The 25,030-nt window shown below is 39.3% G+C and carries 18 protein-coding genes; 14 read left to right on the forward strand and 4 right to left on the reverse strand.

Going from position 1 to position 25,030, the window contains the following annotated elements; all coding sequences use genetic code 11:
* Positions 1-385: 385 nt before the first annotated feature.
* The 11 genes from HMPREF3129_RS06410 to HMPREF3129_RS06460 all read left to right on the forward strand — a co-directional run bounded on the left by HMPREF3129_RS06410 (position 386) and on the right by HMPREF3129_RS06460 (position 12,599).
* On the forward strand, positions 386-2,023 hold the full coding sequence (locus tag HMPREF3129_RS06410) for an AMP-binding protein (RefSeq protein WP_004249237.1): 1,638 nt from the start codon (positions 386-388) through the stop codon (positions 2,021-2,023).
* A gap of 66 nt (positions 2,024-2,089) precedes the next feature.
* On the forward strand, positions 2,090-3,325 hold the full coding sequence (locus tag HMPREF3129_RS06415; RefSeq protein WP_004249239.1) for a CaiB/BaiF CoA transferase family protein: 1,236 nt from the start codon (positions 2,090-2,092) through the stop codon (positions 3,323-3,325).
* Positions 3,326-3,361: 36 nt separating this feature from the next.
* On the forward strand, positions 3,362-4,189 hold the full coding sequence (locus HMPREF3129_RS06420; RefSeq protein ID WP_004249241.1) for an acyl-CoA dehydratase activase: 828 nt from the start codon (positions 3,362-3,364) through the stop codon (positions 4,187-4,189).
* The gene (locus tag HMPREF3129_RS06425) at positions 4,186-5,427 is read left to right on the forward strand and encodes a 2-hydroxyacyl-CoA dehydratase subunit D (RefSeq protein ID WP_004249243.1); all 1,242 of its coding nucleotides are present in this window, start codon (positions 4,186-4,188) and stop codon (positions 5,425-5,427) included. The genes HMPREF3129_RS06420 and HMPREF3129_RS06425 overlap by 4 nt, the downstream gene beginning before the upstream one ends.
* Positions 5,427-6,560: a 2-hydroxyacyl-CoA dehydratase subunit D gene (locus tag HMPREF3129_RS06430; RefSeq protein ID WP_004249244.1), complete on the forward strand. Its 1,134-nt coding sequence runs from the start codon at positions 5,427-5,429 to the stop codon at positions 6,558-6,560. Before HMPREF3129_RS06425 ends, HMPREF3129_RS06430 begins: the two co-directional genes overlap by 1 nt.
* 80 nt (positions 6,561-6,640) lie before the next feature.
* On the forward strand, positions 6,641-7,960 hold the full coding sequence (locus HMPREF3129_RS06435; protein ID WP_004249245.1) for a GntP family permease: 1,320 nt from the start codon (positions 6,641-6,643) through the stop codon (positions 7,958-7,960).
* Between the two features lie 95 nt (positions 7,961-8,055).
* Positions 8,056-9,195 carry an acyl-CoA dehydrogenase family protein gene (locus HMPREF3129_RS06440; RefSeq protein ID WP_004249246.1) on the forward strand — a complete coding sequence of 380 codons (1,140 nt, stop codon included), beginning with the start codon at positions 8,056-8,058 and terminating at the stop codon, positions 9,193-9,195.
* Between the two features lie 43 nt (positions 9,196-9,238).
* Positions 9,239-10,015: a putative electron transfer flavoprotein FixA gene (gene fixA, locus HMPREF3129_RS06445; RefSeq protein ID WP_036919111.1), complete on the forward strand. Its 777-nt coding sequence runs from the start codon at positions 9,239-9,241 to the stop codon at positions 10,013-10,015.
* Positions 10,016-10,026: 11 nt separating this feature from the next.
* Entirely contained in the window at positions 10,027-10,968 is a 942-nt protein-coding gene (locus HMPREF3129_RS06450; protein WP_004249249.1) for an FAD-binding protein, read from the forward strand.
* 63 nt (positions 10,969-11,031) lie between these two features.
* On the forward strand, positions 11,032-12,318 hold the full coding sequence (locus HMPREF3129_RS06455) for an FAD-dependent oxidoreductase (protein WP_004249250.1): 1,287 nt from the start codon (positions 11,032-11,034) through the stop codon (positions 12,316-12,318).
* Positions 12,315-12,599 (forward strand): ferredoxin family protein, encoded by a 285-nt coding sequence (locus HMPREF3129_RS06460; RefSeq protein ID WP_004249251.1) that lies wholly within the window; start codon positions 12,315-12,317, stop codon positions 12,597-12,599. Before HMPREF3129_RS06455 ends, HMPREF3129_RS06460 begins: the two co-directional genes overlap by 4 nt.
* 71 nt (positions 12,600-12,670) lie before the next feature.
* Here the strand turns inward: HMPREF3129_RS06460 and HMPREF3129_RS06465 are convergent, their stop codons facing one another.
* The 4 genes from HMPREF3129_RS06465 to HMPREF3129_RS06480 all read right to left on the reverse strand — a co-directional run bounded on the left by HMPREF3129_RS06465 (position 12,671) and on the right by HMPREF3129_RS06480 (position 22,318).
* A complete protein-coding gene (locus HMPREF3129_RS06465) occupies positions 12,671-13,636 on the reverse strand; it encodes a helix-turn-helix domain-containing protein (RefSeq protein ID WP_004249253.1) in 966 nt (321 codons plus the stop codon).
* 743 nt (positions 13,637-14,379) lie between these two features.
* Positions 14,380-19,314: a DNA repair ATPase gene (locus tag HMPREF3129_RS06470; protein ID WP_070486899.1), complete on the reverse strand. Its 4,935-nt coding sequence runs from the start codon at positions 19,312-19,314 to the stop codon at positions 14,380-14,382.
* A gap of 92 nt (positions 19,315-19,406) precedes the next feature.
* Positions 19,407-21,602, reverse strand: coding sequence for a hypothetical protein (locus HMPREF3129_RS06475; protein WP_004250158.1), 2,196 nt, complete (start codon positions 21,600-21,602; stop codon positions 19,407-19,409).
* A gap of 86 nt (positions 21,603-21,688) precedes the next feature.
* Positions 21,689-22,318, reverse strand: a complete 630-nt coding sequence (locus tag HMPREF3129_RS06480) for an OB-fold-containig protein (RefSeq protein WP_036919105.1) — start codon at positions 22,316-22,318, stop codon at positions 21,689-21,691.
* Between the two features lie 478 nt (positions 22,319-22,796).
* Here HMPREF3129_RS06480 and HMPREF3129_RS06485 point away from each other — a divergent pair, with 478 nt between their 5' ends.
* The 3 genes from HMPREF3129_RS06485 to HMPREF3129_RS06495 are packed head-to-tail and all read left to right on the forward strand — an operon-like array spanning position 22,797 to position 24,740.
* Complete coding sequence (locus HMPREF3129_RS06485) at positions 22,797-23,393, forward strand: LemA family protein (RefSeq protein ID WP_004245783.1); 597 nt, start codon at positions 22,797-22,799, stop codon at positions 23,391-23,393.
* The gene (locus tag HMPREF3129_RS06490) at positions 23,390-24,568 is read left to right on the forward strand and encodes a TPM domain-containing protein (protein WP_036919101.1); all 1,179 of its coding nucleotides are present in this window, start codon (positions 23,390-23,392) and stop codon (positions 24,566-24,568) included. The genes HMPREF3129_RS06485 and HMPREF3129_RS06490 overlap by 4 nt, the downstream gene beginning before the upstream one ends.
* Complete coding sequence (locus HMPREF3129_RS06495) at positions 24,528-24,740, forward strand: hypothetical protein (RefSeq protein WP_226895325.1); 213 nt, start codon at positions 24,528-24,530, stop codon at positions 24,738-24,740. Before HMPREF3129_RS06490 ends, HMPREF3129_RS06495 begins: the two co-directional genes overlap by 41 nt.
* The last annotated feature ends 290 nt before the right edge of the window (positions 24,741-25,030 follow it).

Below are 25,030 nucleotides of genomic sequence, written 5' to 3' on the forward strand. Positions count from 1 at the left end.
TTGTTTTTATATTATTTTGATTTTAATGATTACGTTAATGTTTATTGATAAGATTTTTTTATATTCTTAAATGATTTGTGTGTTTTTATATTGAAAAAGAGAGTGGTGTTGTTTTCTTATTTAAATAAAATACCGCTCTCTTTTTTTATTAATAATAACACCTTTATAACGCCTTGATTTCAATTTTATCTTATTGTTATTAATTATACTTCAATTACAAATTATATTTAACTCACCAAATATAGACCTCAATCACAAATCTCTCTCAGATTATTCAAATGACGAAAAACAGTTCGTTATTTACCAAGAATGAATTATTTCCCCTACCCAGAATAAGGTCATTACAGATGTAAACATCAGAAAAGAAGCGGTTAAGTAGGTATTTATGACCTTATTAGAAACGACAGTTAAAGAATGTCTAAACAATGTAGTGAAGCAATATGCGTCACAAACGGCCTTAATTGAAAACCAAAGTAAAAAAACACTGTCTTGGCAACAATTACAACAAGAAGTCGAGAGTGTTGCGCGTGGCTTTTTATCCATGGGGTTAACAAAAGGCGATCGTTTAGGTATCTGGTCTGCTAATAGTAAAGAATGGATAATTTGTTTTCTTGCAGCTGCTCAAATTGGTATTCCGGTTGTCTGTATTAACTTTCATTTAAAAAAAAGAGAGTTATTAGATTTATGCCGATTAACTGGAATTAAAGCACTCTGTTTTTCTGATGGTTTTAAAAGTAATCATTTTATTGAGGTTATTAATTATCTTTCTAAAAAAGCATCAAAAAATAAAGACGCATTACCTCAATTATTTATTAGCATGGGAAATCAACAGGCAGAAAAAAGCGTCTCTTTATCTCAATTAAAAGAAATTAGCCAAAAAATATCAGACAAAGCATATCAACATGCTATTGAACAAGTTAGCGTAAAAGATTTACTAACTATTCAAATGACCTCTGGCAGTACAGCAATGCCGAAAGGTGTCATGTTAAGCCAATATAATGTTATTAATAATGCCATGCTGTCAGCACAGCGCTTAGGTGTTACGCATGATGATGTGATTTGTCTTGCGGTTCCGCTATTCCACTGCTTTGGACTCTCTTCTTGTCTCTTTTTTGCGTTAACAACAGGGTGCCAACTTGTTCTTCTTGATAATTACAACGCTGAAGATGTATTAAAAGCCATTCAACATCATCGTTGCACCATTATGCATGGTGTACCGACCATTTTTAGTCGTTTAATGAAGCATGAACAATTTTCTCACTATGATTTATCGAGTCTTGATAAAGGCATTATCGCAGGAGCAAGTTTCCCTCCTGCGTTAATTGATGACATTGAAACTATCCTCGGCATGAAAGGGATCACTATCTCTTATGGTCAAACAGAAGCCTCACCGTGTTGCACGCAAACTCTCCCTAATGATGCTTTAGAGATAAAACGTCATTCTATTGGTAAGCCTTTACCTTTTGTTGAAATGAAAATTATTAATCTGAAAACAGGTAAACCTGTGCCAGTAGGCATTTTAGGTGAAATTTGCACCCGTGGCTTTCATGTGATGATGGGTTATGACAATGCGCCAGACAAAACCAAAGAAGCGTTAGACGAAGAGGGTTGGTTGCACACGGGGGATATTGGCTATATCGATGAACAAGGAAATTATCACTATGCCTATCGTATAAAAGAGATTGTGGTACGCGGTGGTGAAAATATCAGCCTGTGTGAAATAGAAGAAGCCATTGCTGAATATGTGGGTGTTGATGCAACAAAAGCATTTGGGATCCCCTCTGCCGATTTAGGTGAAGAAGTGATTGTCGCTATTTGTGTGCAAAAAGGCTACAGCATTGGTGAAAGTGAATTACGTGAATTTCTACAAGAGCGACTAGCTCGCTACAAAATCCCCAAAGAACTCCATTTCTTTACAGAATTTCCTCATACCCCTTGCGGAAAAATTGATGTGCAGGCGCTGAAATTGCAATTGGGTTATGGCGTTTCAATCAAGGATGAAAAAAACATGGTAGCGGGTTAAGTGGCAACGGATTTATCCACATTCTGACAACAGCAGTATGAAGTCTAAAAATAATTAGGAGAAGAAATGACAAGTCATAAAGCACTGGAAGGTGTCACCGTAGTTGAATTGGCGACCTTTATCGCAGTACCTGCAGCGGGGCGTATTTTAGCTGATATGGGTGCGAACGTAATTAAAATCGAATCTCCAAGTGGCGATAACTTACGCTATACAGCACCAACAGAAGGCCGTCCATTAGATCAACATGAAAACACCAGTTTTGATTTAGAAAATGCGAATAAACGTGGGATTGTGTTAAATACGAAAACAGAAGCAGGGAAAAAAATCCTGTTTGAACTATTAGAAAAGGCGGACATTTTCTTAACTAACTGGCGTCCCGGCGCAAGAGAGCGTGCAGGTTTAGATTATGAAACATTAAAACAACGTTTTCCAAAATTAGTGTACGCCAGTGTGACGGGGTATGGCGATGAAGGTCCAGATAAAGACTTACCGGGCTTTGATTATACTGCATTCTTTGCCCGTGGTGGTATCTTAGGTTCTCTGTACCAAAAAGGCACAGTACCGATGAATGTGATCCCCGGTCTTGGCGATCACCAGTGTGCATTAGGCTTGGTTTCAGGTGTGTTAGCCGCTTATATTCGTGCTAAAAACATCGGTCAAGGTGAGTACGTTTCAACAAACTTACTGCATACCTCTATTTACACTCAAGCGATTATGATCCAAGCGGCGCAATATCCAGATTATGGCCAAGCTTATCCTATCGATCGCCGTACAACTACCAGCCCATTTATTTTGGCTTATAAAACGAAAGACGATCGTTTTATTCAAGTCTGTATGCCTGTTTACGATGCTTATTATCCAACCTTTATTTCGTGTATTGGTCGTCCAGATTTAGCAGAGGATGCTCGTTATACACGTCTACAAGAAGTGGCAAAAAATAATCGATCTCCTGAACTGTATGATCTGATTTGGCAACAAGTCGAGCAAAAAACAGCGTCAGAGTGGGCTGATATTTTCACCAAAAACGATATCCCATTCAGCATTGCTCAAACTTGGGAAGAAGTGTTGGAAGATAAACAAGCTTGGGCAATTAACACCTTCTACCACATGAAATACAAAAATGGCAGTGAAAAAGCCTTGGTTCGTCCACCGATTGATTTCTTGGAAAGTGGTTTACCTGAATACCGTCGTGGTCCTTTGTTAGGCGAAGACACACCGTCTGTATTAGCTGAATTAGGGTATAGCGCTGAAGAGATAGCAAACCTTGAAGCCAATAAAGACGTGATGACGTGGAAAGAATAATCCACTGATTTTTTTAATTTTCAGGAGAGCAAAGGCATGCAACAAGACATTTTCACAATGGGCGTTGATATCGGATCGTCTGCATCAAAATGCATCATCATGAAAAATGGTGACACTATTGTCGCGAAGTCGTTGGCATCAGTAGGAGCTGGAACCTCTGGGCCTGAAAAAGCAATCAATGAAGTATTACATCAATTTGGTGGCGATCTCAGTCAGATCAGCTGGATCTGTGCAACCGGATATGGCCGTAATTCTCTGAAAGAAGCCAACAAAGAGGTGAGTGAACTTAGCTGCCATGCGAAAGGTGCGCACTTTCTTTTTCCGGGTGTGAAAACGGTGATTGATATCGGTGGCCAAGACGTTAAAGCACTTCATATGGATGGTACAGGCCGTTTATTAAACTTTGTGATGAATGACAAGTGCGCTGCGGGTACAGGACGTTTTTTAGATGTGATGTCGCGAGTATTAGAAACCAAGATTTCCGATCTCGCTCAAGAGGGCGCTAAGTCCACTAAAAAAGTCACTATTAGCTCAACCTGTACTGTGTTCTCTGAATCTGAAGTTATCTCCCATCTCGCGAATAACGAAACAATACCCGACGTCATTAATGGTATTCATCGCTCAGTGGCTAGTCGTATTGCCGGTCTTGCCAAACGAGTCGGTGTGGAAGCTCCTGTTGTCATGACAGGCGGTGTAGCCAGTAATTTTGAAGTTGTTCGTTATGTTAGCGAAGAGCTGAACGTCCCTATCGCCACTTCACCATTATCACAATACAACGGGGCAATAGGTGCAGCCATTTATGCCTTTGAAGCGTATCGCCATCAACTGGAAGACGATGCGTTAACAATAGGAACATTAAAATGAGCAATATAGATATGAATGCGCCGGATTACATTCCTGCGAAAAAACGACTGCAAAAAATCGCTGCTGATGCTTATCAACGTGCGTGGGATGCAAAAAACAGCGGTGAAAAAATAGGGTGGTGTGCCTCTAACTTCCCTCAAGAAATTGCTGAAACATTAGGTTTATGTGTGGTTTACCCTGAAAACCAAGCCGCTGCAATTGCAGCGAAAGGTGCGGGTTTAAAAATGTGTGAGCATGCAGAAAGCATGGGATATTCCAACGATATCTGTGCTTATGCTCGTATCAGCCTCTCTTACATGGATATTAAACAGTGTGAAGAGATGGATATGCCACAGCCAGACTTCTTACTGTGTTGTAACAATATCTGTAACTGTATGATCAAGTGGTATGAAAATATCGCTTATGAGCTGAATATTCCGATGATCCTTATCGATATTCCTTATAAAAATGACTATGACACCGATGATGTCACGGTGAAATACGTTCAAGCTCAATTTGATGATGCCATCAAACAGCTCGAAAAAGTTACAGGCAAAGTGTTCTCCGAAGAGAAATTTAAAGAAGTCTGTGAAATTTCGCAACGTACAGGGCGTGCATGGTTAAAAGCGGCTGAATATTGCCAATATGAGCCGTCTCCAATGAATGGTTTTGATCTCTTTAATCACATGGCTGTTGCTGTTTGTGCTCGCGGTAAATTAGAAGCTGCTCTGGCTTTTGAGCAACTGTGTGAAGAGATGGAACAAAATATCAAAGAGAAAAAATCGACTTACCGCGGTGAAGAAAAATACCGTGTTCTCTTTGAAGGTATTGCGTGCTGGCCTTACTTACGAGCCACATCGACCCCGTTAAAAGAGCAGGGTATCAACGTGACTGCAACTGTTTACGCCACTGCATTTGGTGTGATTTATCAAAACAGTAACGAGATGATGCGTGCTTACTCTTATGTCCCTAACTGTGTCTCTGTTGAGCGTGCTGCTGATATGCGTATTAACGTGAGCCGTCAGAATAAAGTTGATGGTGCGATTATTCATGTTAATCGTAGTTGCAAGCTCTGGAGTGGCATTATGCCTGAAATTGAGCGCCGTATTCGTCATGAACTTAAGATCCCAACTGTGACTTTTGATGGCGACCAAGCTGATCCTCGAGTTTTCTCTGAAGCGCAGTATGTCACCCGTGTTGAAGCATTGACTGAAATTATGGCTGCTAACAAAGCAGAAATGAAAAAGGGAGACTTCTGATGAAGACATTAACGCAATTGTTTGATGAGTTACAAGCCGTGGTGGATAACCCAGTTGCTCAATTAGATGGTTTTATTCGTAGCGGTAAAAAGGTTGTTGGCTGTTTCCCTGAATATACGCCAAATGAAATCGTCTATGCTGCGGGTATGGTGCCTTTTGGTATTTGGGGCGCAGAAGGACGTGAGATCTCAGAAGCAAAGAAATATTTTCCTCCTTTCTATTGTGCGTTAGTGCTTTCTTCTCTTGAGATGGGATTAGATGGGGCATTAAATAAGTTGTCTGCGGCATTAATTCCTTCTCTTTGTGACACCTTAAAATGCTTAGGGCAAAACTGGAAAGCGGGTGTACCACAAGTGCCTTTTATTCAATTGGTACATCCACAGAACCGTAAAACGCCAGCAGGTATTGCATTTTTAACTGAACAATATAAGAAAATAGCGTTGCAATTAGGGGAAATTTCAGGCCAAACGGTGACTGACGATGCACTGAAAAATGCCATCCGTCTTTTTAATCAGCGTCGTGCTATATTACGTGAATTCTCTCAAATAGCAGCACTCCATCCAAATTTAGTCACACCACAACGTCGTAATACCGTGATCAAAAGTGGCTATCTTATGGATGTCGTTGAACATACAAAAGCTGTTGAAGCTATTGTCACACAATGCAAAACCTTGTCTCCAGAACCTTGGAAAGGGCACAAGATTGTTGTCACAGGCATTATTGCCGATAGCCCTTCTATTCTACAAATTTTGGCTGATAACAAAATGGCGATTGTAGCGGATGAAGTCGCGCATGAATCTCGTCAGTTTCGCCAAGACATTCCTGAAAATAACTCACCTTATGAAGCGATGGCAGAGCAAATGGCCCAGCTAGAAGGGTGCTCATTGCTGTATGACCCAGAGAAAAAACGTGGTCGTTTAATTGCCGATATGGTGAAAAACACAGGCGCTGATGGTGTCGTCTATTTGCTGACGAAGTTTTGCGATCCTGAAGAATTTGATGCCCCTATTGTGAAGAAATTCCTCGATAGAGAAGGTATTCCTTCCATCATTATCGAAATTGATCAGCAAACTAAAACATATGAGCAGGCAAGAACGGCGCTGCAAACTTTTGCAGATGTGCTTTCTGCTTAACAACGTTAATTAATAGTCACAAAAGGCCTGTGTGCTTTACGCAGGTCAATTGAACCCTAACACCTATAAGTGGGGCAATCATGGGTATTATTTGTTTAATCATCGGGCTTGCGATATTAATGATTATGTGTATGAAAGGCATACATATTTTTATTTCTGTCTTTACCACCAGCCTGTTTCTTGCTGTGACCGCATGGCTTGTATCACCAGATATGCTTAATCCTGTCGATGCACTATTGCAAGTGTATACCGGCGGATTAGGTGGTTATTTCGGTAGCTTCTTCTTCATTTTCGTACTTGGTGCGATTTTTGGCAAATTAACCGCTATCAGTGGCGCTGCTGATAGTGTTGCCTCTTTTATTATTGGTAAATTTGGTGAAAGAGCCGTTATTCCTTCATTAGTTGCGGCTTGTGCCATTTTAGCCTACGGCGGTGTTTCAGTGTTTGTTGCACTGTTTACCGTTTATTCAATGATGGTGAGTTTATTCCGCAAAGCGAATCTTCCTCGCAGACTTATTCCGGCTGTCTATTTTGCAGGTGCGGGTACCTTTGTGATGATAATGCCAGGATCGCCTCAGATCCAAAATCTTATCCCAATGAAATTCTTAGGTACCTCAGCAACAGCGGGTTTAGTACCGGGTATGTTGACCGCGTTGTTTCAAGTCACTTTAGTGATTATTTATCTCACTTGGTTATTTAAGCGTGTAAAAGCAAAAGGTGAAGGCTGGGTTGAAGACGAAAAAACAGCGAAAGCAGAGGAAGGTAAAAAAGATCGTCAATTACCTAATGTGCTCGTTGCATTACTGCCGATGCTTATTCTGCTTGTCGTGCTGAATATCCTGAAATGGGATCCGGCTATTGCGCTGTTCTGCGCCATTATTGCCGCCTTGCTTGTGTACTTGCGTTATCTCGATTGGAAAAAACTCGTCCCTAATTTAGCCGCAGGGACAATGGAAGGGGTGACCTCCCTCTTTAATACCGCGGTGATTGTCGGATTTGGTGCGTTAGTCATGACATTACCTGCGTTCAAAGAATCATTCCAAGCGATTGCGCAATCGGGACTTAATCCCCTTGTCGTCACGGCGATTTCCGTCGGTGCTCTGGTGTTTATCAGTGGTTCAGGCTCTGGGGCGTTAAGTATCGCCATGCCAATGATTGCTGCGATGTTCCCTGCCACCGTGGTTGATCAAGGTTCATTACACCGTGTCGCCACAATGGCATCTATGAGTACAACACCGCCATTTAACGGATTGATTATTACTGTCTTTAGCGTCTGTGGTGTCAGCCATAAAGAGGGATACGGTCCTGTGGGGACATTAACCCTCGCTATCCCACTGTTAGCCATGATGTTTATGTTGCTGCTGTACACCTTTTTACCTGCATCTATCGCGACGATGTAGAAATAACGTTAACCCATTAATGCGTGCGATAAGACGACAAACGTGAAATCGCACACCGTAGAGATAACCCTAAATATTCTCAGAGGAAAATAAACATGGATTTTCAGCTAACAGAAGAGCAAGTCCTGATCCGCGATACGGTCAGAGAGTTCGTTGAAAACGACATCAAACCAATTGCAGGTGCAATTGATAAAGAGCACCGCTTTCCAAGTGAAAGTATTGCACCTATGGCTGAATTAGGACTCTTTGGTTTCAATATTGATGAAACTTATGGCGGTACAGAAGCAGATGCTATTAGTTATGTATTAGCCACCGAAGAGATGGCAAAAGTGAGTGCCTCTCACGCAATGATCATGGGATCACAATGTTCTTTAACCGGACCCATTATTCAAAAATATGCTGATGAAGAGACTAAAGCACGTATTTTGCCGGGGGTGGTTTCGGGTGAAAAATTAGGGTGTTTCTGTTTGTCAGAACCTAGTGCGGGTTGTGATGCAGCGGCTCAAGAGACAACAGCCGTTCGCCAAGGTGATAACTATGTGATCAATGGTTCTAAACTGTGGATCACGGCGGCACCTCAGGGTGCTTTCTTTATCGTGTTTGCCATGACAAATAAAAGCAAAGGCGTAAAAGGGATCACGGCATTCTTAGTTGAGCGTGATAACCCAGGTATTAGCATTGGTTTACCTGAAGACAAAATGGGGATGAATGGCTCTGAAACTTGCTCTGTGAGTTTCAGTGATTGTGTTGTTCCTGCTAGTGCAATGCTAGGTAAAGAAGGTAAAGGCTTTAATATCGCAATGGAAACCTTAGATGGCGGGCGTTTAAGTTGTTCTGCACTTGCATTAGGGATCGCACAAAGTGCCTTAGATGCCACGATTGCTTACACCAAAGAGCGTATTCAATTTGGTAAACCCATTGCAGCTAATCAAGGTATTCAATGGGTATTAGTGGATATGGCAACGCGTGTTGATTGCGCCCGTATGCTGGTTTATCGCGCTGCTGCCGCCAAAATGGCGGGTCTTCCTTACACGCGTGAATCTGCTCAAGCCAAACTTTATGCCGCAGAAGCTGCCACTTATGTGACTCAAAAAGCCGTCCAATTACATGGCGGTATGGGTTACACCAAATCCTATCCTGTTGAACGTTTAATGCGTGAAGCAAAACTCACTGAGATTTTTGAAGGCACAAATGAAGTACAACGTATGGTCATCGCTAAGCATATTTTAGCGTAATGAGATTAATTTGTTGCATTGTGCAAAACGGAGAATGTGAATTATGAAACTTATTGCCTGCTGTAAGGTTGTTCATGACGAACAAGACATCACAACACGGCCTGATCGTACACTCGCAACCGATAATGCGGGTTTAAAAATTAGTTTGTATGACTTGAATGCAATTGAAACCGCCGTAGAAATTGCCTCTACCCTTGGCGATAGCACAGTCACTGCATTAAGTGTAGGAACACGTGCCATGGTTGAAAACGCGAAAATTAAAAAAGATATTTTATCGCGTGGTCCTGATGCATTAACTCTGGTGGCGGATGATGCATGTCATGCGCTTTATTCAATGGATACTGCCAATATTATTGCGCAAGCAGCACAGAAAGTGGGTTTTGATTTATTGGTTTTCGGTGAAGGTTCTGGCGATTTATACGCTCAACAAACGGGTTTAGCGGTAGGTGAATATTTAGGTCTACCTTGTGTAAACGCCGTAAACAAAATCACTGTTGAAGGTGACAGAATTATTGTTGAGCGTGATTTAGAAAATATCACAGAAGAACTTGAACTGACATTACCTGCCATTGTGTGTGTCACTTCAAGCATTAACACCCCAAAACTCCCTTCAATGAAAGCGATTTTAGCGGCGAATAAAAAGCCGGTCGAAAAACTGGGATTAGGCGATATCGGTGTTGATATTTCTGCTCTGACGGTTGTGCAAACACAAGTGAGTGCCCCTGAGCAGTCTGATCGCCTTGGGATTATTTTAGACGGTGATTCAGATGAAAATATTGCCACTTTTGCTGAACATTTACGCCAAGCGGTTAATCAATAAGGAGATTAAAAATGGCTAGTTTACTACCTACTACCTTTGTTTATGCCGAAAAAGCGGATGATTTAGCAAAGCTGATTGCGTTTGCTCGTGACCTTGGTGAAAAGGTTAATGTGCTGTTTATTGGTGATGATGAAAGCACGCGCGAATGTGTCAACTTAGGAGCTGACTGTGTTTATTGTTTTGCCCCGCAAGACGGTGTGATTGCTGAAGATTATGCAGCTTCTTTTGCCGAAATTATTAAAGAAGCGGGGGCAAATGCATTGGTTTTACTTGCTGCATCAAAACGCGCAAAAGCGATTGCGGCTCGTCTTGGTGTGATTTTAAAAGCTGGTGTTGTCAGCGATGCTTTAAGTCTTGCTATTGAAAATAATACTGTGATTGCCACACATCAAGTCTACGGTGGTTTAGCGCATGCGAAAGCAGAAATTCGTTCACCTTATGCTATTGCTACTGTGGGCAGTGCATTAGATGTGGAAGCCATTAAAGATGCACCCAATGCACAAGTGGTGCAAAGTATCTTTATCGCTCCCGCACATACATTAAAAGTATTAGCACGTAAGCCAAAACAAGGTAGTACTGTTGATTTAGGTAAAGCGCATTGTGTTGTGGGTGTCGGACGCGGTTTTGGTAAGGCTGATGATATTGCATTAGCGTCAGCATTAGCGAAAGCCCTCCAAGGCGAAGTGGGTTGTTCTCGTCCAATTGCTGAAGGTGAAGGCTGGATGGAACACGATCGCTACATTGGTGTTTCAGGGGTGACCTTAGGTGCAGATGTTTATGTCGCTGTCGGTATTTCAGGGCAAATCCAGCATATGGTGGGTGTGGATAGAGCAAAAATCATTGTTGGGATCAACAAAGATAAAAATGCCCCTATTTTCAATATGGTAGATTACGGTATTGTTGGCGACCTCTACAAAGTGTTACCTGCATTAACCGCGAAGCTCGGCGACTAATCACCGTAGGTCGCTTAGTGATAATGTACTAAGCGACCACACATAATAAAAGGATAGGAAAGTATGTCAGACGATATTTTTGACGCCATTATTGTGGGTGGTGGACTTGCTGGTGGTACTGCTGCCTATGTATTAGCACAAGCAGGGTGTGATGTTTTAGTTGTAGAGCGAGGTAATTTCGCTGGCAGTAAAAATATGACGGGGGGACGTTTATACGCGCACAGTCTTGAAAAAATCATTCCCAATTTTGCTCAAGAAGCGCCAGTTGAGCGCCTTGTAATGCGTGAAAAAATTTCCATGCTAACGGAAACAGATGGGGTCACTTTAGATTATCAGCATACTCAACAAGAAGAGGAAGCCGCTCGCTCTTATACCGTATTACGTTCTTCTTTTGATCAATGGCTAATGGAGAAAGCAGAAGACGCAGGCGCACAAGTGATCACCGGTGTTCGCGTTGATGAAGTGTTAGTGAAAGACGGAAAAGTTTGTGGTGTTAAAGCGGGTGATGATGAAATTGAAGCTCATGTGGTGATCTTAGCAGATGGTGTGAATTCACTGTTAGCAAAGCAATTAGGTATGACACAAAAGGTGGATCCTCACACCGTAGCTGTGGGCGTTAAAGAGCTACTCGAGTTTACACCACAACAAATGGAAGACCGATTTGGTTGTACTAATGATGAAGGTTTAGCTTGGCTTTTTGCTGGCGCACCTTCAGGTGGGTATTTAGGTGGTGGATTTTTATATACCAATAAAAATACAGTTTCTTTAGGTCTTGTATTGGGACTACATAATGTCGACAAATTCGAAAAAACGGTTCCTCAATTATTAGAAGATTTTAAACAACATCCGGTTGTTGCTCCACTTATCAAAGACGGAAAATTATTAGAATATTCAGCACATATGGTACCTGAAGGGGGTATGAATATGGTGTCTGAGTTAGTCAAAGATGGTGTACTAGTTGCGGGAGATGCTGCTGGATTTTGCCTTAACGTTGGCTATACCGTAAGAGGAATGGATTTAGCCATTGCTTCAGGTGAAGCGGCTGCAAAAGCGGTATTAATGGCGAAAGAGCAAAACAGCTATAGCCAGAAAGAACTAAGTTGCTATCAATCTTTATTAAATGATAGTTTCGTCATAAAAGATATGAAGTTATACAAAGATTTACCTTCTTTCCTCGATAATACAAGATTCTTTACGGATTATCCGCAAATGGCGGCCAATGTCATGCATGACTTATTCGTGATTAATGGTCCAGAAAAACCAGTGCGTAAGAAAATACTGTCTCAGGTTAAGAAAGTCGGTGTGATGAACTTAATTAAAGATGGATTTAAGGGGGTACGTTCTTTATGAGTCAGGTAAACGTAGACGTTAAATTAGGGGTCAATAAATTTAATGTGGATGAAGAAAATCCACATATCGTCTTAAAGGATGATATTGATCCGGCTCAATTTGAAATCTTAATGAAAGCCTGCCCTGCTGGTTTATATAAGAAAGATGAAAAAGGGCAATATCTTTTTGATTATGCCGGATGTTTAGAGTGTGGTACTTGCCGTATTTTATGTGGCGAAACGATTTTAAAAAAATGGGAATATCCGTGTGGCACATTAGGGATTGAGTTTCGTTACGGCTGATATGATAACTTTTATCCCCCTTCTAGAATAACCTCCAAAAATTTAACTAGAGGGGGAGATAATAAGTTTATTTATCTTAATGAATGTATTTTCCGATACTCTGATGGGGTCATAAAAAATTCAGATTTAAATTTTCGACTTAAATTAGAAATATCGCTAAATCCACATTCATAAGCTAATTGTGTAATATTTTTCTCTGCTAAAAGAGGATTTACTAAAGCCGTTTTATAATTCTCAAGACGTTTTTGGTAGATCCAACGAAGTACAGATGTATTTTGTTCTTTAAATAACATCTGTAAATAGCGCACGGAGATCCCACAAGCATTTGCACATTCATTCACGCTGAGATCTGGATCAGACAGATGTTGCTCAAGATAGTGTTGAGCAAAATAAAACAGTGTTGATCTTCCTAAGCTTTGAGGTGGAGTTGCAATACTGTATTCACTGAAAGCTGACGTAATTAAATTCAATAAAATATCAGCTAGTTGCTGAGCATGTTGAGTGGGCATAGAATCTAAGAAAGGGATATAACGCATCACAAAGCTATAAACGAGGGAGCCTGTAATACTATTACCTCGTATTGCTCTTGCTGTTAGGTTCTGTGTATTACCTAAACGTGGTGCCAATTTTTCTCTTGGGATCAAAAGCTTAAATAACGAATAGTCGTTATCGAACGACCAAGAAACGGGTCTTGCCATATCAAAAATACAGAAATCGCCTTGTCGTAGAAAGGCCGTTCTGCCATCTTGAGTCAGATGACTTGTACCTGAGCGTTGGAGTTCTATTTGAAAATGCTCTTCTAGACTCAATTTGTTTCTTAAAGGACGGCTACTTGCCCAATGACCGTTAGATTCTAGCTGAATAAAGCGAATATCAGCCACCTTCTGCTCGACAATGTTGGCATAAAATCGAGAATGAGGCGGTAATTCGACTTCATTGCATTCATAAGACGATAAAAAGCGGTCTTTTATGGTATCCCTGAATACGGAAAACCGATCTACGTCAGGGAGCTCTCGAGTCGTAAACATGCTTTTCATAGTACGCCCACTTTATTGATATATTTTTGTTGTGTTGCTACTTATCTGGTATAAAAACGAGGTTAAACCAGATAAGAATAGAATAATTTTTATAATAATCTTATTTTAAATAAAATATTTATATTGCCAAGAGTGTTAATAAAATAAAGCTAATATATTTTTATTTATTTCCAATTTATTAAATGGAAATTATTATAATCTATATGGTTGGTTTATAGCGATTTTTAATTATATCATTTTTAAATACCTTGTTCTAAGCTAACTATTTATCTTTAGATAGAGATCTCATAAATTTATAAATAGTAAATCCATATTGATATTTAAGTTGTTTCTTTTATTTCAATATATGAGTAGATATGTATTTTATGTATTTAATGCAATGGATTGTTAAATTAAATTTTTATTTATTGTTAATAATAAAGGCATTTATTATGTAGCAAATAAAATTAACATTAATAATGTTTATATTATGTATACATTTTTATTTTTAAGACCATACAATATTAATTGTAAAAATATTTAACCATATTCTGTTCACGATATTCCCTTGTTCACTAATCTTGAACAGATGTATATCGTGAACATGGAAACATGAGAAAGATTGTTAGTAATGATTGTACATGGGTTGTAGTATTCCAATTAATCAATGATTTTTGGAGTGGGTTGCTCAATTTATAAACCATTATCTATACCCTATTTAGCCCACTAAAATAAGTGAACTAAATAAGGTTAATTTATCTCTTTTAGCGTAAGCTCTGCACACTTTCTACTAAATTCGCCAACTGTGACACTACGCGATCGCCAATATCAGCATTATCGCCACCTAATGCTTTGTTGCGCATAAAATCTTTTTTGATTTGCTGCCAACGAATAGCATCTTGTTCGGTTAATGTGCCACGTATTTCCGCCAGTTTTAATAAGTTCTCTTCAGCACCCGTTGTGAGTAATTGGGCTTCGCCAAGATAGTGATCGTCGAGTAAGCGTTCAATTTCTTTCTCATTCATAACCGCAGAGACTTTTTCGCTTAATTTGTTCATATTGCGATAACTGCCTTGTAAGCGGAATGCAGGCTCAGTACGATATTTATCGGATTGTGCGGCACTTGCTATATATTGTTGATTTACTTTTAAAATCACATCACGCAAAGTAATTAGATGTTTTAATACCATCACAATTTCATTAATTTCCGCATCCGAATAAGGATAACTGAGGGAATTGGTTGAAACTGATTTACCCATGGCTTTATCAACAAAAAGATAGAGATCGTTTAGATCACGTAAAGCAAGGGGAGCAAGAACTGAGTTAGAGGTTAAGCTATTTTCAATATAACTGAGTGCAAAGGCGTCATCCATTCCTCCTAATACCTCACCAAGATTATAGATATCAGCACGGTTAGCTAACATATCAGGGATCTTAAATAGTTCACCAGACTCGGTATAAGGGTTACCCGCCATCACCACACAGAATTTTTTACCGCGCATATCATAGGTTCGGGTTTTCCCTTTCCAAACCCCTTCAATACGGCGTGTGCCATCACATAGCGAGATAAATTTTTGTAGGAATTCAGGGTGTGTATGCTGAATATCATCAACATACAACATCACATTATTGCCCATCTCAAGGGCAAGATTGAGTTTTTCTAGCTCTTGTTTTGCTGTTGCGTTTGGCGCTTGTTCGGGATCTAATGACAAAACATTATGACCTAAAGCAGGACCATTTATTTTCATAAAGATCATTCCCAAACGATCGGCTACATATTCCATTAAGGTCGTTTTACCGTAACCTGGTGGGGAGATCATTAATAATAATCCCATCAAGTCAGTGCGTTTCCCTTCACCTAATGCACCAATCTGTTTTGCCATATTGTCACCAATAATTGGCAAATAGACATCGTTAATCAGTTTATTACGCACAAATGAACTGAGAGGTTTTGCTTTAAACTCACCCAGTTTTAAACGCTGGCGCTCTTCAAGAACAATTTTTTGTCGTAAAGTCAGATAATGATTAAAGGCGGGAATAAAGGTTTTACGCTGTCCGCGCATACGACTGAAATAATCATCTAAACTCAATGAAAGTGTTTGATTTTCAATAGTAGGATGCTCACCTAATAATCCGTTTACCTTAAAGTATAAATCAACCTCGCTATAACGTGCAGAGGCGATTTTATCTAACATAATAATGGCAATTGCCCCCGGAATATAAGGGGTTAGATGAGCATAATCAGCTTGAGAGCACAATCCTTGTAGCCAATTTTGGATCAATGCCCAACGTTGTGCATAACGTGAGGCTAAATTTTGTTGTGAACGATTAAAATCAATCCACATATGAGCGGCTTCTAATCGGTTTTGTAAGGCAACAACGAGCTCTTTGGCATATTTACTGTAAACCAATTCTATTGGTGTTCTTGCTAGTGCAAAACTTAAATATTCAGCGGCTTGGATCGGAACATAAGATCCACATTTAATCGGATTATCAGTAAGGAATAGGCGGATATCCGCTTCTATTTCTGCCTGTAAATCAATTAATGCATCATCATTATGAAACAGTTGTTGAATATTCACTGCCGTTCGTGCGCGCTCTGGCCATAATGCTGGGTATTCATTAGTTTGTACTTTTTCCCAGAAAATAGCAGCAATTGCCCGTGCTGTTGGGTTATAACGAAGCAGATCAGCACTTTCACCTACAGGTAGAAGTTTCTTTAGAATGGCGATAGCATCATGATCGTGGATCCCTTTTTCATAGCCTTCTTTATAGCGAGGTGTTGCGAAATCACGTACTAACTTTTCTAATTTTTCAGGTACACTCAGTGCTTCTTTTAAGATTTCTAGGGTTAATCCATCTTGACGTTTTGATGCAGCATAGATAATTGAATAGGCGAGATATTCCGCACGATACACCGTTTCAGATTCTGAACTTAATGTCGCATTCCAGTAAGGGCGCAGTGTTTCAAGCTCTGGATGGTCGATTGGCTCTTGGAAATCGGTACCGGTTAGATATAACCAAAGCTTATCTTCTTTCGGTAAAATAGTAAGATCTAGCTCTTGTGTATTAACACTAAAACGGTGACGAGGGCCCAATTTAATAACATTGCCACCCTCTTCAAAGATATCCGTTTTATCACGTAAGATACGGATGGCTTGATCACGAGACGATTTAAGACGGGCATCAATATCATCTGCTTTAACGTTGTCATTGATTTCTCTTAGTTTTTCAATGATTTCACGTGTTTTTAATGCTAAAGGATCAGAGGCAAAAAAAGCATTTAATTCATCTTGTGATTGCAACCGAGTTGTTCTACGTTGCAGATTTTCTAAGAGACGATTAGCAGCAGTTAATAAGCTTTGTGAACGACGTTGACGATCATCAAGTAACGATTGTTTATGCGCCTCAAAAGTCTCTAATAACTCTTCTCGTTTTGACAAGATATCATCAAGAAATTCATCATGCTGACTAAATTGGCTTTCTAATTCTTCTAGCTGTACTAGCAATCGTGAAAGCTGCTCTTCACAACGTTCCGGATCTGTTGCCAGTGATAAAGCATTGGTGATCCCCTGACTAAATAGGCGGAATTGCGCACCAAATTGAGCGATGGTTTCTACGCTACTTTGTGATTTTCTTTTTTGCTGTAAGCGAGCTCGTGATTGATTGAGTTGTGCATAAATTTGGGAGATGGCATCAATAATCTGTGTTTGTTGCGTCACATCCTCAAAGGTGAGTGATGCCATCAGATTTGACAGCATGTCTAAATCTTCTGACATCTGCGCCATCTCATTCATTGGTACATCAAGCTGAGCACTGTTTTGTGCTTTTTCTATCTGTTGTTCAAAAGTAGTAAGCTGTGTTTTAAAAGGCTGTAGCGCTTTGTCGCTGGCAAGAAATTGGGCTGTGGCTTGCGAAACACGTTGCTGTGCCTCGGTTATTTCCGTTTCCATTTTATTTAATTGCGTTAAATCCATATAACGGAATTCACGCAAAGAAATAAGGTGTCCATGGTGTGTATTGAGCGAATTTAAACTATCAACAAATTGTTGAATATCGGTCCAACTATCAGGCAGTGTCAGTGATAACAGAGATTTCTGACGGTTGATCGCTTCTTGCATTGATTTCGCTGATTGTTGACGAATACTTTCGACTTTTTCATATTCATCAAGCACTAATTCACTTGTTTGAGCGATTTCTTTTAGTAAGGGGCCAATACCTAGACAGTGTTCATCATTAAACCAGTAATAGAGATCTAATAAGCTTTTTGGTTGTTGGCTAAGTTGCTCATAACGAGCGATGGAAACTTGGCTACCTTCAATTTCTTTGGCGACATGTAAAATTTCTGAGATCCCGCGAACTAAATCGGCATTACCAATACGCCCATAAAAGCCGTTTCGTGGCGGTTGTTTATCGGCAAATTCTTCAGAATAGAAGGGCGTTTGCCAAACTTGCATCGGGTGAACACGGGTAGCTTCTTCGCCTTCCCCTTCAAATAGCACCATTTTGCCATCTTCTAGCATGGCATAGCCATGACCGACCAATGGTGTCGCCAATTTACGCTCAATCATATTGTAATTAAATAGCGCGAGACGACCTTGTGTCGGTGAATAGAAGACATACAGCACATCTTCACCGTTAGGTGAACGACGTAAACGACGAAAATACATACCTTCCATTGGTTGATCAAAGGTTTTGTAATCGCCATTTTGTAGATAGTAGCCACCAGGGAAAATGATACCGTGATCTTCCGGAAGTTGCACACAAGCTTGCCCAATGGCATCAATACGCTGAACACTTTGTGTTAGTGTATTATAGACTAAATAACGCCAATTCTCTTCGCGGTAAGGAAGCACTTTTAATAAAATTAAACTGCCAGTTTGTGCATATTCAATTTGTGCATCATCAAGGGACTGGTTTTTATCTAAGACCGCTTCACGATAAATTCCTAAACCATCTTCGGTATTGTTTTCACATTTGACAGTCAGATCGCCACCGGTGGTTTCTACAAAGACTGTATCTAAAATGTTGATATGAGGAAAACGTCCATTTACCGTATCTTCACGTTGTGTTTTTATCCAATCAAAATCGTAAGCAGGGGGGAGTGCTATATCGCGTTCGCCACGATTATCAATATATTCAATACGTTGTTTGTCACTGGATATCGACCAACGGAAGACGCGTACATCGGTAATACGATCGCCAATTTGAAAACTAGCGAGTAATTTACCATCACGCTCAACTAGCTGTAGTAGTTGCGTATTTTTATAGTAAGTGTATAACTCGGTAAAATCTTGGATAAAGCGATTATCATTTAAAAAAGTGCCTTCATAAGCAACCGCTTCAACATCAAACTCGCCATCATTATCAATTAAGCGATAAAGTGAAAAAACATCTTCAAGATGCGTTTCTCGTTTTAAACCGAGGAAAACGTTATAACCAAATAGTAACCATTCACCAACGCGAACAATATCTCTTGCTTGGCAATTATTCTCTGTTCGAATACGAATACGGCCAATGATGTCCATTTGGCTTTGACCAAATTCAGCTAATCGATGCTGATTGAGTTCAGTGGCTTTTACATGTAACTGCTGACCTTGCTCGGTAAGGCGTTTACGCAATATTTCATATGCGCCACCTTGTGCAACAGCGCTATCAAGTATTTCCTGTTCGCGATTCGTATCATGAATATCAGACATGGTATAACGGATTTCCTTGGCTTAAACGATAGAAACAATCGAAAAGACATAGAGAATTTCTCTATGTCTTTTCCTCTCCTTTTAGAGCGATATTAATCTTCTTTTGGGGTGTCTGATTTTGCTGTGACTTCTTTGATCAGTTGGCCCGCACCTTTAGTCGCCATAAATCCATTAATTAATTCTTGAACTTCTGGATTTTTTAGCAGTGAAGCAACATCTAAATTTTTATCTTGTTGAGTACGATTAATCAATTTCTCAACGTTCTCTTTGGCAAAGCTACTTTTATCCATAAAACCATCAACCGCTTTACCTAAGCTCAGTGCTTTAGAGAAGGTATTAAAGAAGTTGCCATCACCACCGACAATTTCAATATTCGTTTTGCTCAGTGCAGCTGCTAATACATCTGCTTGCTCACGGGCAATCTCTTTATTTGCTTCAATAGAAGCCATGGCTTGTTCAAATTGTTTTTCAAGGCGCATACGGAACTCTTCATGAGCACGAGCAGTATCACTGAGGTGATCCATTGACTTGAATTTATCTGTTAAACCGTCAGCTTCTGCTTTCAGACGTTGGCGGATCACTTCTGCTTGTGCTGAACCTAATTGACCTTCACCACGCGCTTGAGCAGCCAGTTTTTCTTCAAGAATTTTCGCATCAGCAAGACCCAGTTTTTCTTTGGCATTCGCTTGTTGCTCTTCACCGCGAGCTTGAGCTGCTAATTTCTCTTCAAGAATTTTCGCTTCAGCAAAACCTTGTTGTTGTTGCGCTTGTGCTTTTGCTTCCATGACTTGCGCTTCGCTTAAGCCTTTTTCTTTCAAGCCACGCGCTTGTGCCAACAGCTGTTCCGCTGTGATATTGGCTTGTACTAAACCTTCTTTTTCTTCTGCTTCGGCAGTTGCTTGACGAACACGTGCTTCGGCAAGGCCTAATGCTGCGTGTTCAGCTTCGATCCCTTCAGCTAAGCGTTTTTTCGCTTCAGCTTGTTTCACAGAGGCTTCTAATTCTGCTTTTGCCATGGTGCTGATTTCTTCAGCTTTATGTTTTGCACTTGATTCATCCGCTTCGGCTTTTTTCACTTGGCGTACTAAAGATTCTTCGGCTTCAGCTTGCGCATTAATCACCGTCACTTGGCGCATACGCTCAGCTTCTGAGACTTCACGTACTTCTTTAATACGCTCTTCTTCTTGTGCGACCGTTTTTTCAACAGCAACACGCTCGCGGATCACATTTGAAATATTTTTGCGCTCTTCTTCTAACGCTTTTTCTTTTTCAATACGTTGTAGTTCAACTTCTCGCTCACGAGCGACAATTTCTAATTCACGGGCACGATTAACGCGCTCTTGCTCGATAGCTACCGCTCTGGTGCGGTTTTGTTGCGCGACTTCGACTTCACGCATACGGTTTTCTTCTCGTATTTCAATTTCTTGCTGAGTTTGAATACGAGCTTGCTCTGCTTTTAGACGCTCTTCTTCTTGTACTCGTAAGGTTTCTGAACTTTCACGGGCACGGATATTATCAATTTCACGCTGTTGGCGAGCTTCTGCATCTGCTTGTTGGCGCTCTAAAGCCAGACTTGCTTCGCGAGTTTCAACATTTTTCTTTTGAATCGCTAACTCTTGGTCACGCTCTTTTTGATTCGTTTCGATATTATGTATTGCAGTAATTTCGGTAATTTTGCGAATACCTTCTGAATCAAAAATATTATTTGGATCAAGGGCTGATTTAGGTGTTTGCTCTAAATAGTCGATGGCCACATCTTCTAACGCATAACCATTGAGATCTTTACCAATCACATCAACAATACGATCACGGAAATTTTGTCTATCTTCAAATAATTTCGATAACTCAAATTGTTTGCCGACGGTTTTTAAGGCTTCAGAGAATTTAGCACTAAATAATGTACTCACGGCTTGATGATCTGATGCTCTATCTACACCAATCGCTTTAGCGACTTTTAATACATCTTCCGTCGTTTCATTAACACGCAGGTAGAAGGCGACAGTAATATCTGCACGTAAATTATCTTGGCAAATTAATCCATCTTTACCACGGCGATCGACTTCTAAGGTTAAAAGCGAAATACGCATAAACTCTTTTTTGTAGATAACCGGATAAACTAAAGCCCCAGTAAAATGAACTTTAGGTTGTGATGTCATGTCGTTAACAATTAATGCTGTACCTTGTGGAACCTTAATATAAAACGCTTTGAATAAACCAAAGAGCCCTAAAATAACTAAGATCACACAGCCAATAATTGTTAAGAAAGGCATAACGAAAGCCAAATCCATACATTTTTCTCCATAGGTTCAGACGATGTCGTCATTTTTAATCTTAATGTGTCTGTTAACTTATTTTCCTTTCACCGAATTTATCATTAGCGGTGAAATTCATCTTCCGTTACGACTTGATAACTATGAGTAGGCGCGTCATAACTAATAATAATTACGCTATCCCCTCGTTTAATATTTTCTGTTGCTGGCGCTCTGATCTGTAAAATTAAACCGGCACCACCATCTTCTAATAGGGCTTCACCTTTATTTTCTGTGACATATTCGGAGCGTACTACAGCAAATTTTCCTACTAGTTGGTGAACTGATTTAGGTTTGCTACGAGAAATGAGCTTATTGCGGATTGGTTTTAAGCATAGCGCTGTTAAATTAAGAGAAACAAAGCTGATGATAATAAAAGCAATAGAGCCGATAACATAACGCAATAAATCTGTTTCAATAAAACGAATAAACCAATGTACGCAAAAGTAACTAATAAACCAGCCGAACAAAGTGAAGAAGGTTAATATAATGGTTACCGGAATGCCGGCAAGCCCTAATTTAGTTAGCCAACCCGCAAGGCCCGTCGCATCGACATCTAATTCGCTATCGATATTAAATAAATCGATATCTAATAGTCCAAAAGCAGCACATAGCCAATAAAAGAGGATAATAATAAGTAAGGCACTAAAGATAATGCTAGGAAAGGCTAAGCTATTTTGGAAAAAAAGGTTCATAAAGCGTTCTCTTAAATTAACGAGATGAGCGTGTCTCTTTTAGGTTAATACTAATAATACTATGTTAAATGGTTGCAAAAACATGTGGTTGAGAACACATTTTGTCTATCTTAATTTATTTTTATGTTCATTGGTAGTTAAGATAAATGACTGAGATAGCAATAAGATAGTATTAATTCTTCTGTATTAGAAAATCAGATCATTCTTTAAAAAAGATAAAAGTGATTTTACTCTGATGGCAATACCTTATCTTAAGGTAATAATTATTTTGTTGTGCAAAAAATAAATATATTGAGTGAATATTCTATTTCATTAAGAAGATAGGGGTATTGTTGAAAAATACTGAAGAAAAGATCGACTAAAAATAGTAACCACAATAAAAAATGGGTAATAATATTAAATGATTTTTTTTAGTTGATAAAAATGATAAATTTATTGCTGTCATAGAACTAAAAGCTCACCAATAAAAGGATATTTTATGCGTAAGTTAGTCGTTGGTTTGGTTTTGCTTCTTATCATTATTTTTGTTGTATTGATTAATTCTTATAATAAAATCCAGAAGAATGACGAGTTAGTTACTGCGGCGGCATCAGAATTATTAAATCAATATCAACGTCGTTTAGATTTGATCCCTAATCTAGTCAATACAGTTAAAGGGTACTCAAATTATGAAAGCCAAGTATTACAAGATGTTGTAAAGGCAAGAGCGTCTGTTGGACAAATTAATGTCAATACGCGTTTATTTGAAAATTCTACACTTGCTACGAGTTATCAAAAAGCACAGGATGATTTGGGCAAATCTTTATCACGTCTTTTAGCTATTTCAGAAAGATATCCTGACTTGAAAGCTAACACATTATATCAAGATCTGATGGTGCAATTAGAGGGAGCCGAAAATCGTATCTCTGTTGCTAGAGGGCGATATATCGAGGCAGTTCGTCATTATAATACTCAGATTAGACAGTTTCCTTATAACTTCATAGCTATCGTTATGGGATATGATAAAAAAGTCAATTTCACTGTTGAAAGTGAACAGGAAATAAAAGTAACACCAGTGGTGGACTTTGCCTCATGATACGTAAGGTTTTATTCTTATTCTCATTGTTCTTATTTAGCTTTAGCGTGATAGTGAGTGCATCAGCGAATGATATTCCTCAACTAAAAACAGATAGAGTGATTGATAGTGCAAATTTATTGACTGCACAACAATTCAAAGCGTTAAATACTTTATTGGTTAACTTCGAAAATAGTCGTAATGATGGATCACAATTTGTTGTCTATATCGTTCCAACGACAGGGAAAGAAACCATCGAATCCTTTGCTTTTCGTGTTTTTAATCAATGGAAGATAGGCAGAAAAGGGAAAGATAATGGATTATTGCTCGTGGTGGCAATTAATGATCGTAATGTTCGTTTTGAAGTCGGGTATGGCTATGAGGGAGCATTAACTGATGTACTGGCAGGACGAATTATTCGCAATGAAATGTTGCCATTTTTTCGTTCAAATAATTATTATGCAGGCATCGAACAAGGGGTTAAAAATGCTATTCAAGCCGTTAATCATGAACCAATAAGTTTCACTAACTCACAGATAAATACTAATACACTTAAAATATTCCACACACATTTTATCCTAATTTATTTGGTAATATTAGGCGGTGTTTATTGGTTTCAGTTGATATTCTCGACGCGAAAAATAAAAAACAAAATTAATCAATTATTAGCGCCTAGAGGAAGAAAAAAGAAAAATCCAGCAGACCAAAAAGGTAAGTTAAGTATAAAGCAACGTAAACAGTTGAAAAATTATCTGCAATATTCGTACTATTTTCCTACATTTTCAACGTTATTTTTCCCCATGACACTCTGTTTTGCGGCGGCGATGTTTTATACACAAGTCTTTCTTGATGGTATTATTGATAATTTTGTTTTAGTGATAATAGTCATATTGTCATTATTATGTAATTTTATCGTATTAGTGGTTTTATTTGGTATTATCAACCTGTTATTTCCAATTTATCGGCAACAACGAAAAGAATGGAAAGCGATTTGTGTCGCTAGTCCGTTTGGTTCACCGTTTAATCAACTGCCATATTCAAAACGTATTCGTAGACGTAGTGGTTATTCAGGCTCTGGTGGTTATTCGAGTTCGTCTTATTCATCAAGTTCATCAAGTTCATCCAGCTCTTCTAGTTCTTCTAGCGGTGGTGGCGGTGGTTCGAGTGGTGGTGGGGGCGCTTCAGGGAGTTGGTAGAGGAATATGTCGCTATTTTTATCTTATGATGCAATCACCAGAGCGTAATCTGCATGTTGTGAAAAGGCTATTAGGGCATGCCAGTATTACATCGATATTAGAATACATTGATGAAAGTGTTGATAACTTGCGAGATATACTTGAAGCGGAATTGATGGGGCGAGAATATTAGAAGTAGTATTTGACTACGATATAAGTAAATGCGGTAGAGAGTAGTAAAAATAAAAAAAACAGCCTTGCAAAACAAGCCTGTTTTATTTAAGAGTTTCAATATAAGATGATAATATCAAAATATATTTTTCTAACCCTTAGTTGTTCTCTCAGCTATTTAAATTGCTGATTAACAAGTTTTAAAATGGTGCCCGGACTCGGAATCGAACCAAGGACACGGGGATTTTCAATCCCCTAGTTAAAAAGCTTGATGTAATTCACTAATGTAATTATTTTTTTTGACTTCTCACC

Origin of the sequence: Proteus sp. HMSC14B05 (genome assembly GCF_001808035.1) — a bacterium.
Classification (GTDB): domain Bacteria; phylum Pseudomonadota; class Gammaproteobacteria; order Enterobacterales; family Enterobacteriaceae; genus Proteus; species Proteus mirabilis.

Excerpts from the sequence above, each read along its gene's own strand:
- HMPREF3129_RS06410 (WP_004249237.1), top strand. The coding sequence starts at position 386 with ATGACCTTATTAGAAACGACAGTTAAAGAATGTCTAAACAATGTAGTG.
- HMPREF3129_RS06415 (WP_004249239.1), top strand. The coding sequence starts at position 2,090 with ATGACAAGTCATAAAGCACTGGAAGGTGTCACCGTAGTTGAATTGGCG.
- HMPREF3129_RS06420 (WP_004249241.1), top strand. The coding sequence starts at position 3,362 with ATGCAACAAGACATTTTCACAATGGGCGTTGATATCGGATCGTCTGCA.
- HMPREF3129_RS06425 (WP_004249243.1), top strand. The coding sequence starts at position 4,186 with ATGAGCAATATAGATATGAATGCGCCGGATTACATTCCTGCGAAAAAA.
- HMPREF3129_RS06430 (WP_004249244.1), top strand. The coding sequence starts at position 5,427 with ATGAAGACATTAACGCAATTGTTTGATGAGTTACAAGCCGTGGTGGAT.
- HMPREF3129_RS06435 (WP_004249245.1), top strand. The coding sequence starts at position 6,641 with ATGGGTATTATTTGTTTAATCATCGGGCTTGCGATATTAATGATTATG.
- HMPREF3129_RS06440 (WP_004249246.1), top strand. The coding sequence starts at position 8,056 with ATGGATTTTCAGCTAACAGAAGAGCAAGTCCTGATCCGCGATACGGTC.
- fixA (WP_036919111.1), top strand. The coding sequence starts at position 9,239 with ATGAAACTTATTGCCTGCTGTAAGGTTGTTCATGACGAACAAGACATC.
- HMPREF3129_RS06450 (WP_004249249.1), top strand. The coding sequence starts at position 10,027 with ATGGCTAGTTTACTACCTACTACCTTTGTTTATGCCGAAAAAGCGGAT.
- HMPREF3129_RS06455 (WP_004249250.1), top strand. The coding sequence starts at position 11,032 with ATGTCAGACGATATTTTTGACGCCATTATTGTGGGTGGTGGACTTGCT.
- HMPREF3129_RS06460 (WP_004249251.1), top strand. The coding sequence starts at position 12,315 with ATGAGTCAGGTAAACGTAGACGTTAAATTAGGGGTCAATAAATTTAAT.
- HMPREF3129_RS06465 (WP_004249253.1), bottom strand. The coding sequence starts at position 13,636 with ATGAAAAGCATGTTTACGACTCGAGAGCTCCCTGACGTAGATCGGTTT.
- HMPREF3129_RS06470 (WP_070486899.1), bottom strand. The coding sequence starts at position 19,314 with ATGTCTGATATTCATGATACGAATCGCGAACAGGAAATACTTGATAGC.
- HMPREF3129_RS06475 (WP_004250158.1), bottom strand. The coding sequence starts at position 21,602 with ATGGATTTGGCTTTCGTTATGCCTTTCTTAACAATTATTGGCTGTGTG.
- HMPREF3129_RS06480 (WP_036919105.1), bottom strand. The coding sequence starts at position 22,318 with ATGAACCTTTTTTTCCAAAATAGCTTAGCCTTTCCTAGCATTATCTTT.
- HMPREF3129_RS06485 (WP_004245783.1), top strand. The coding sequence starts at position 22,797 with ATGCGTAAGTTAGTCGTTGGTTTGGTTTTGCTTCTTATCATTATTTTT.
- HMPREF3129_RS06490 (WP_036919101.1), top strand. The coding sequence starts at position 23,390 with ATGATACGTAAGGTTTTATTCTTATTCTCATTGTTCTTATTTAGCTTT.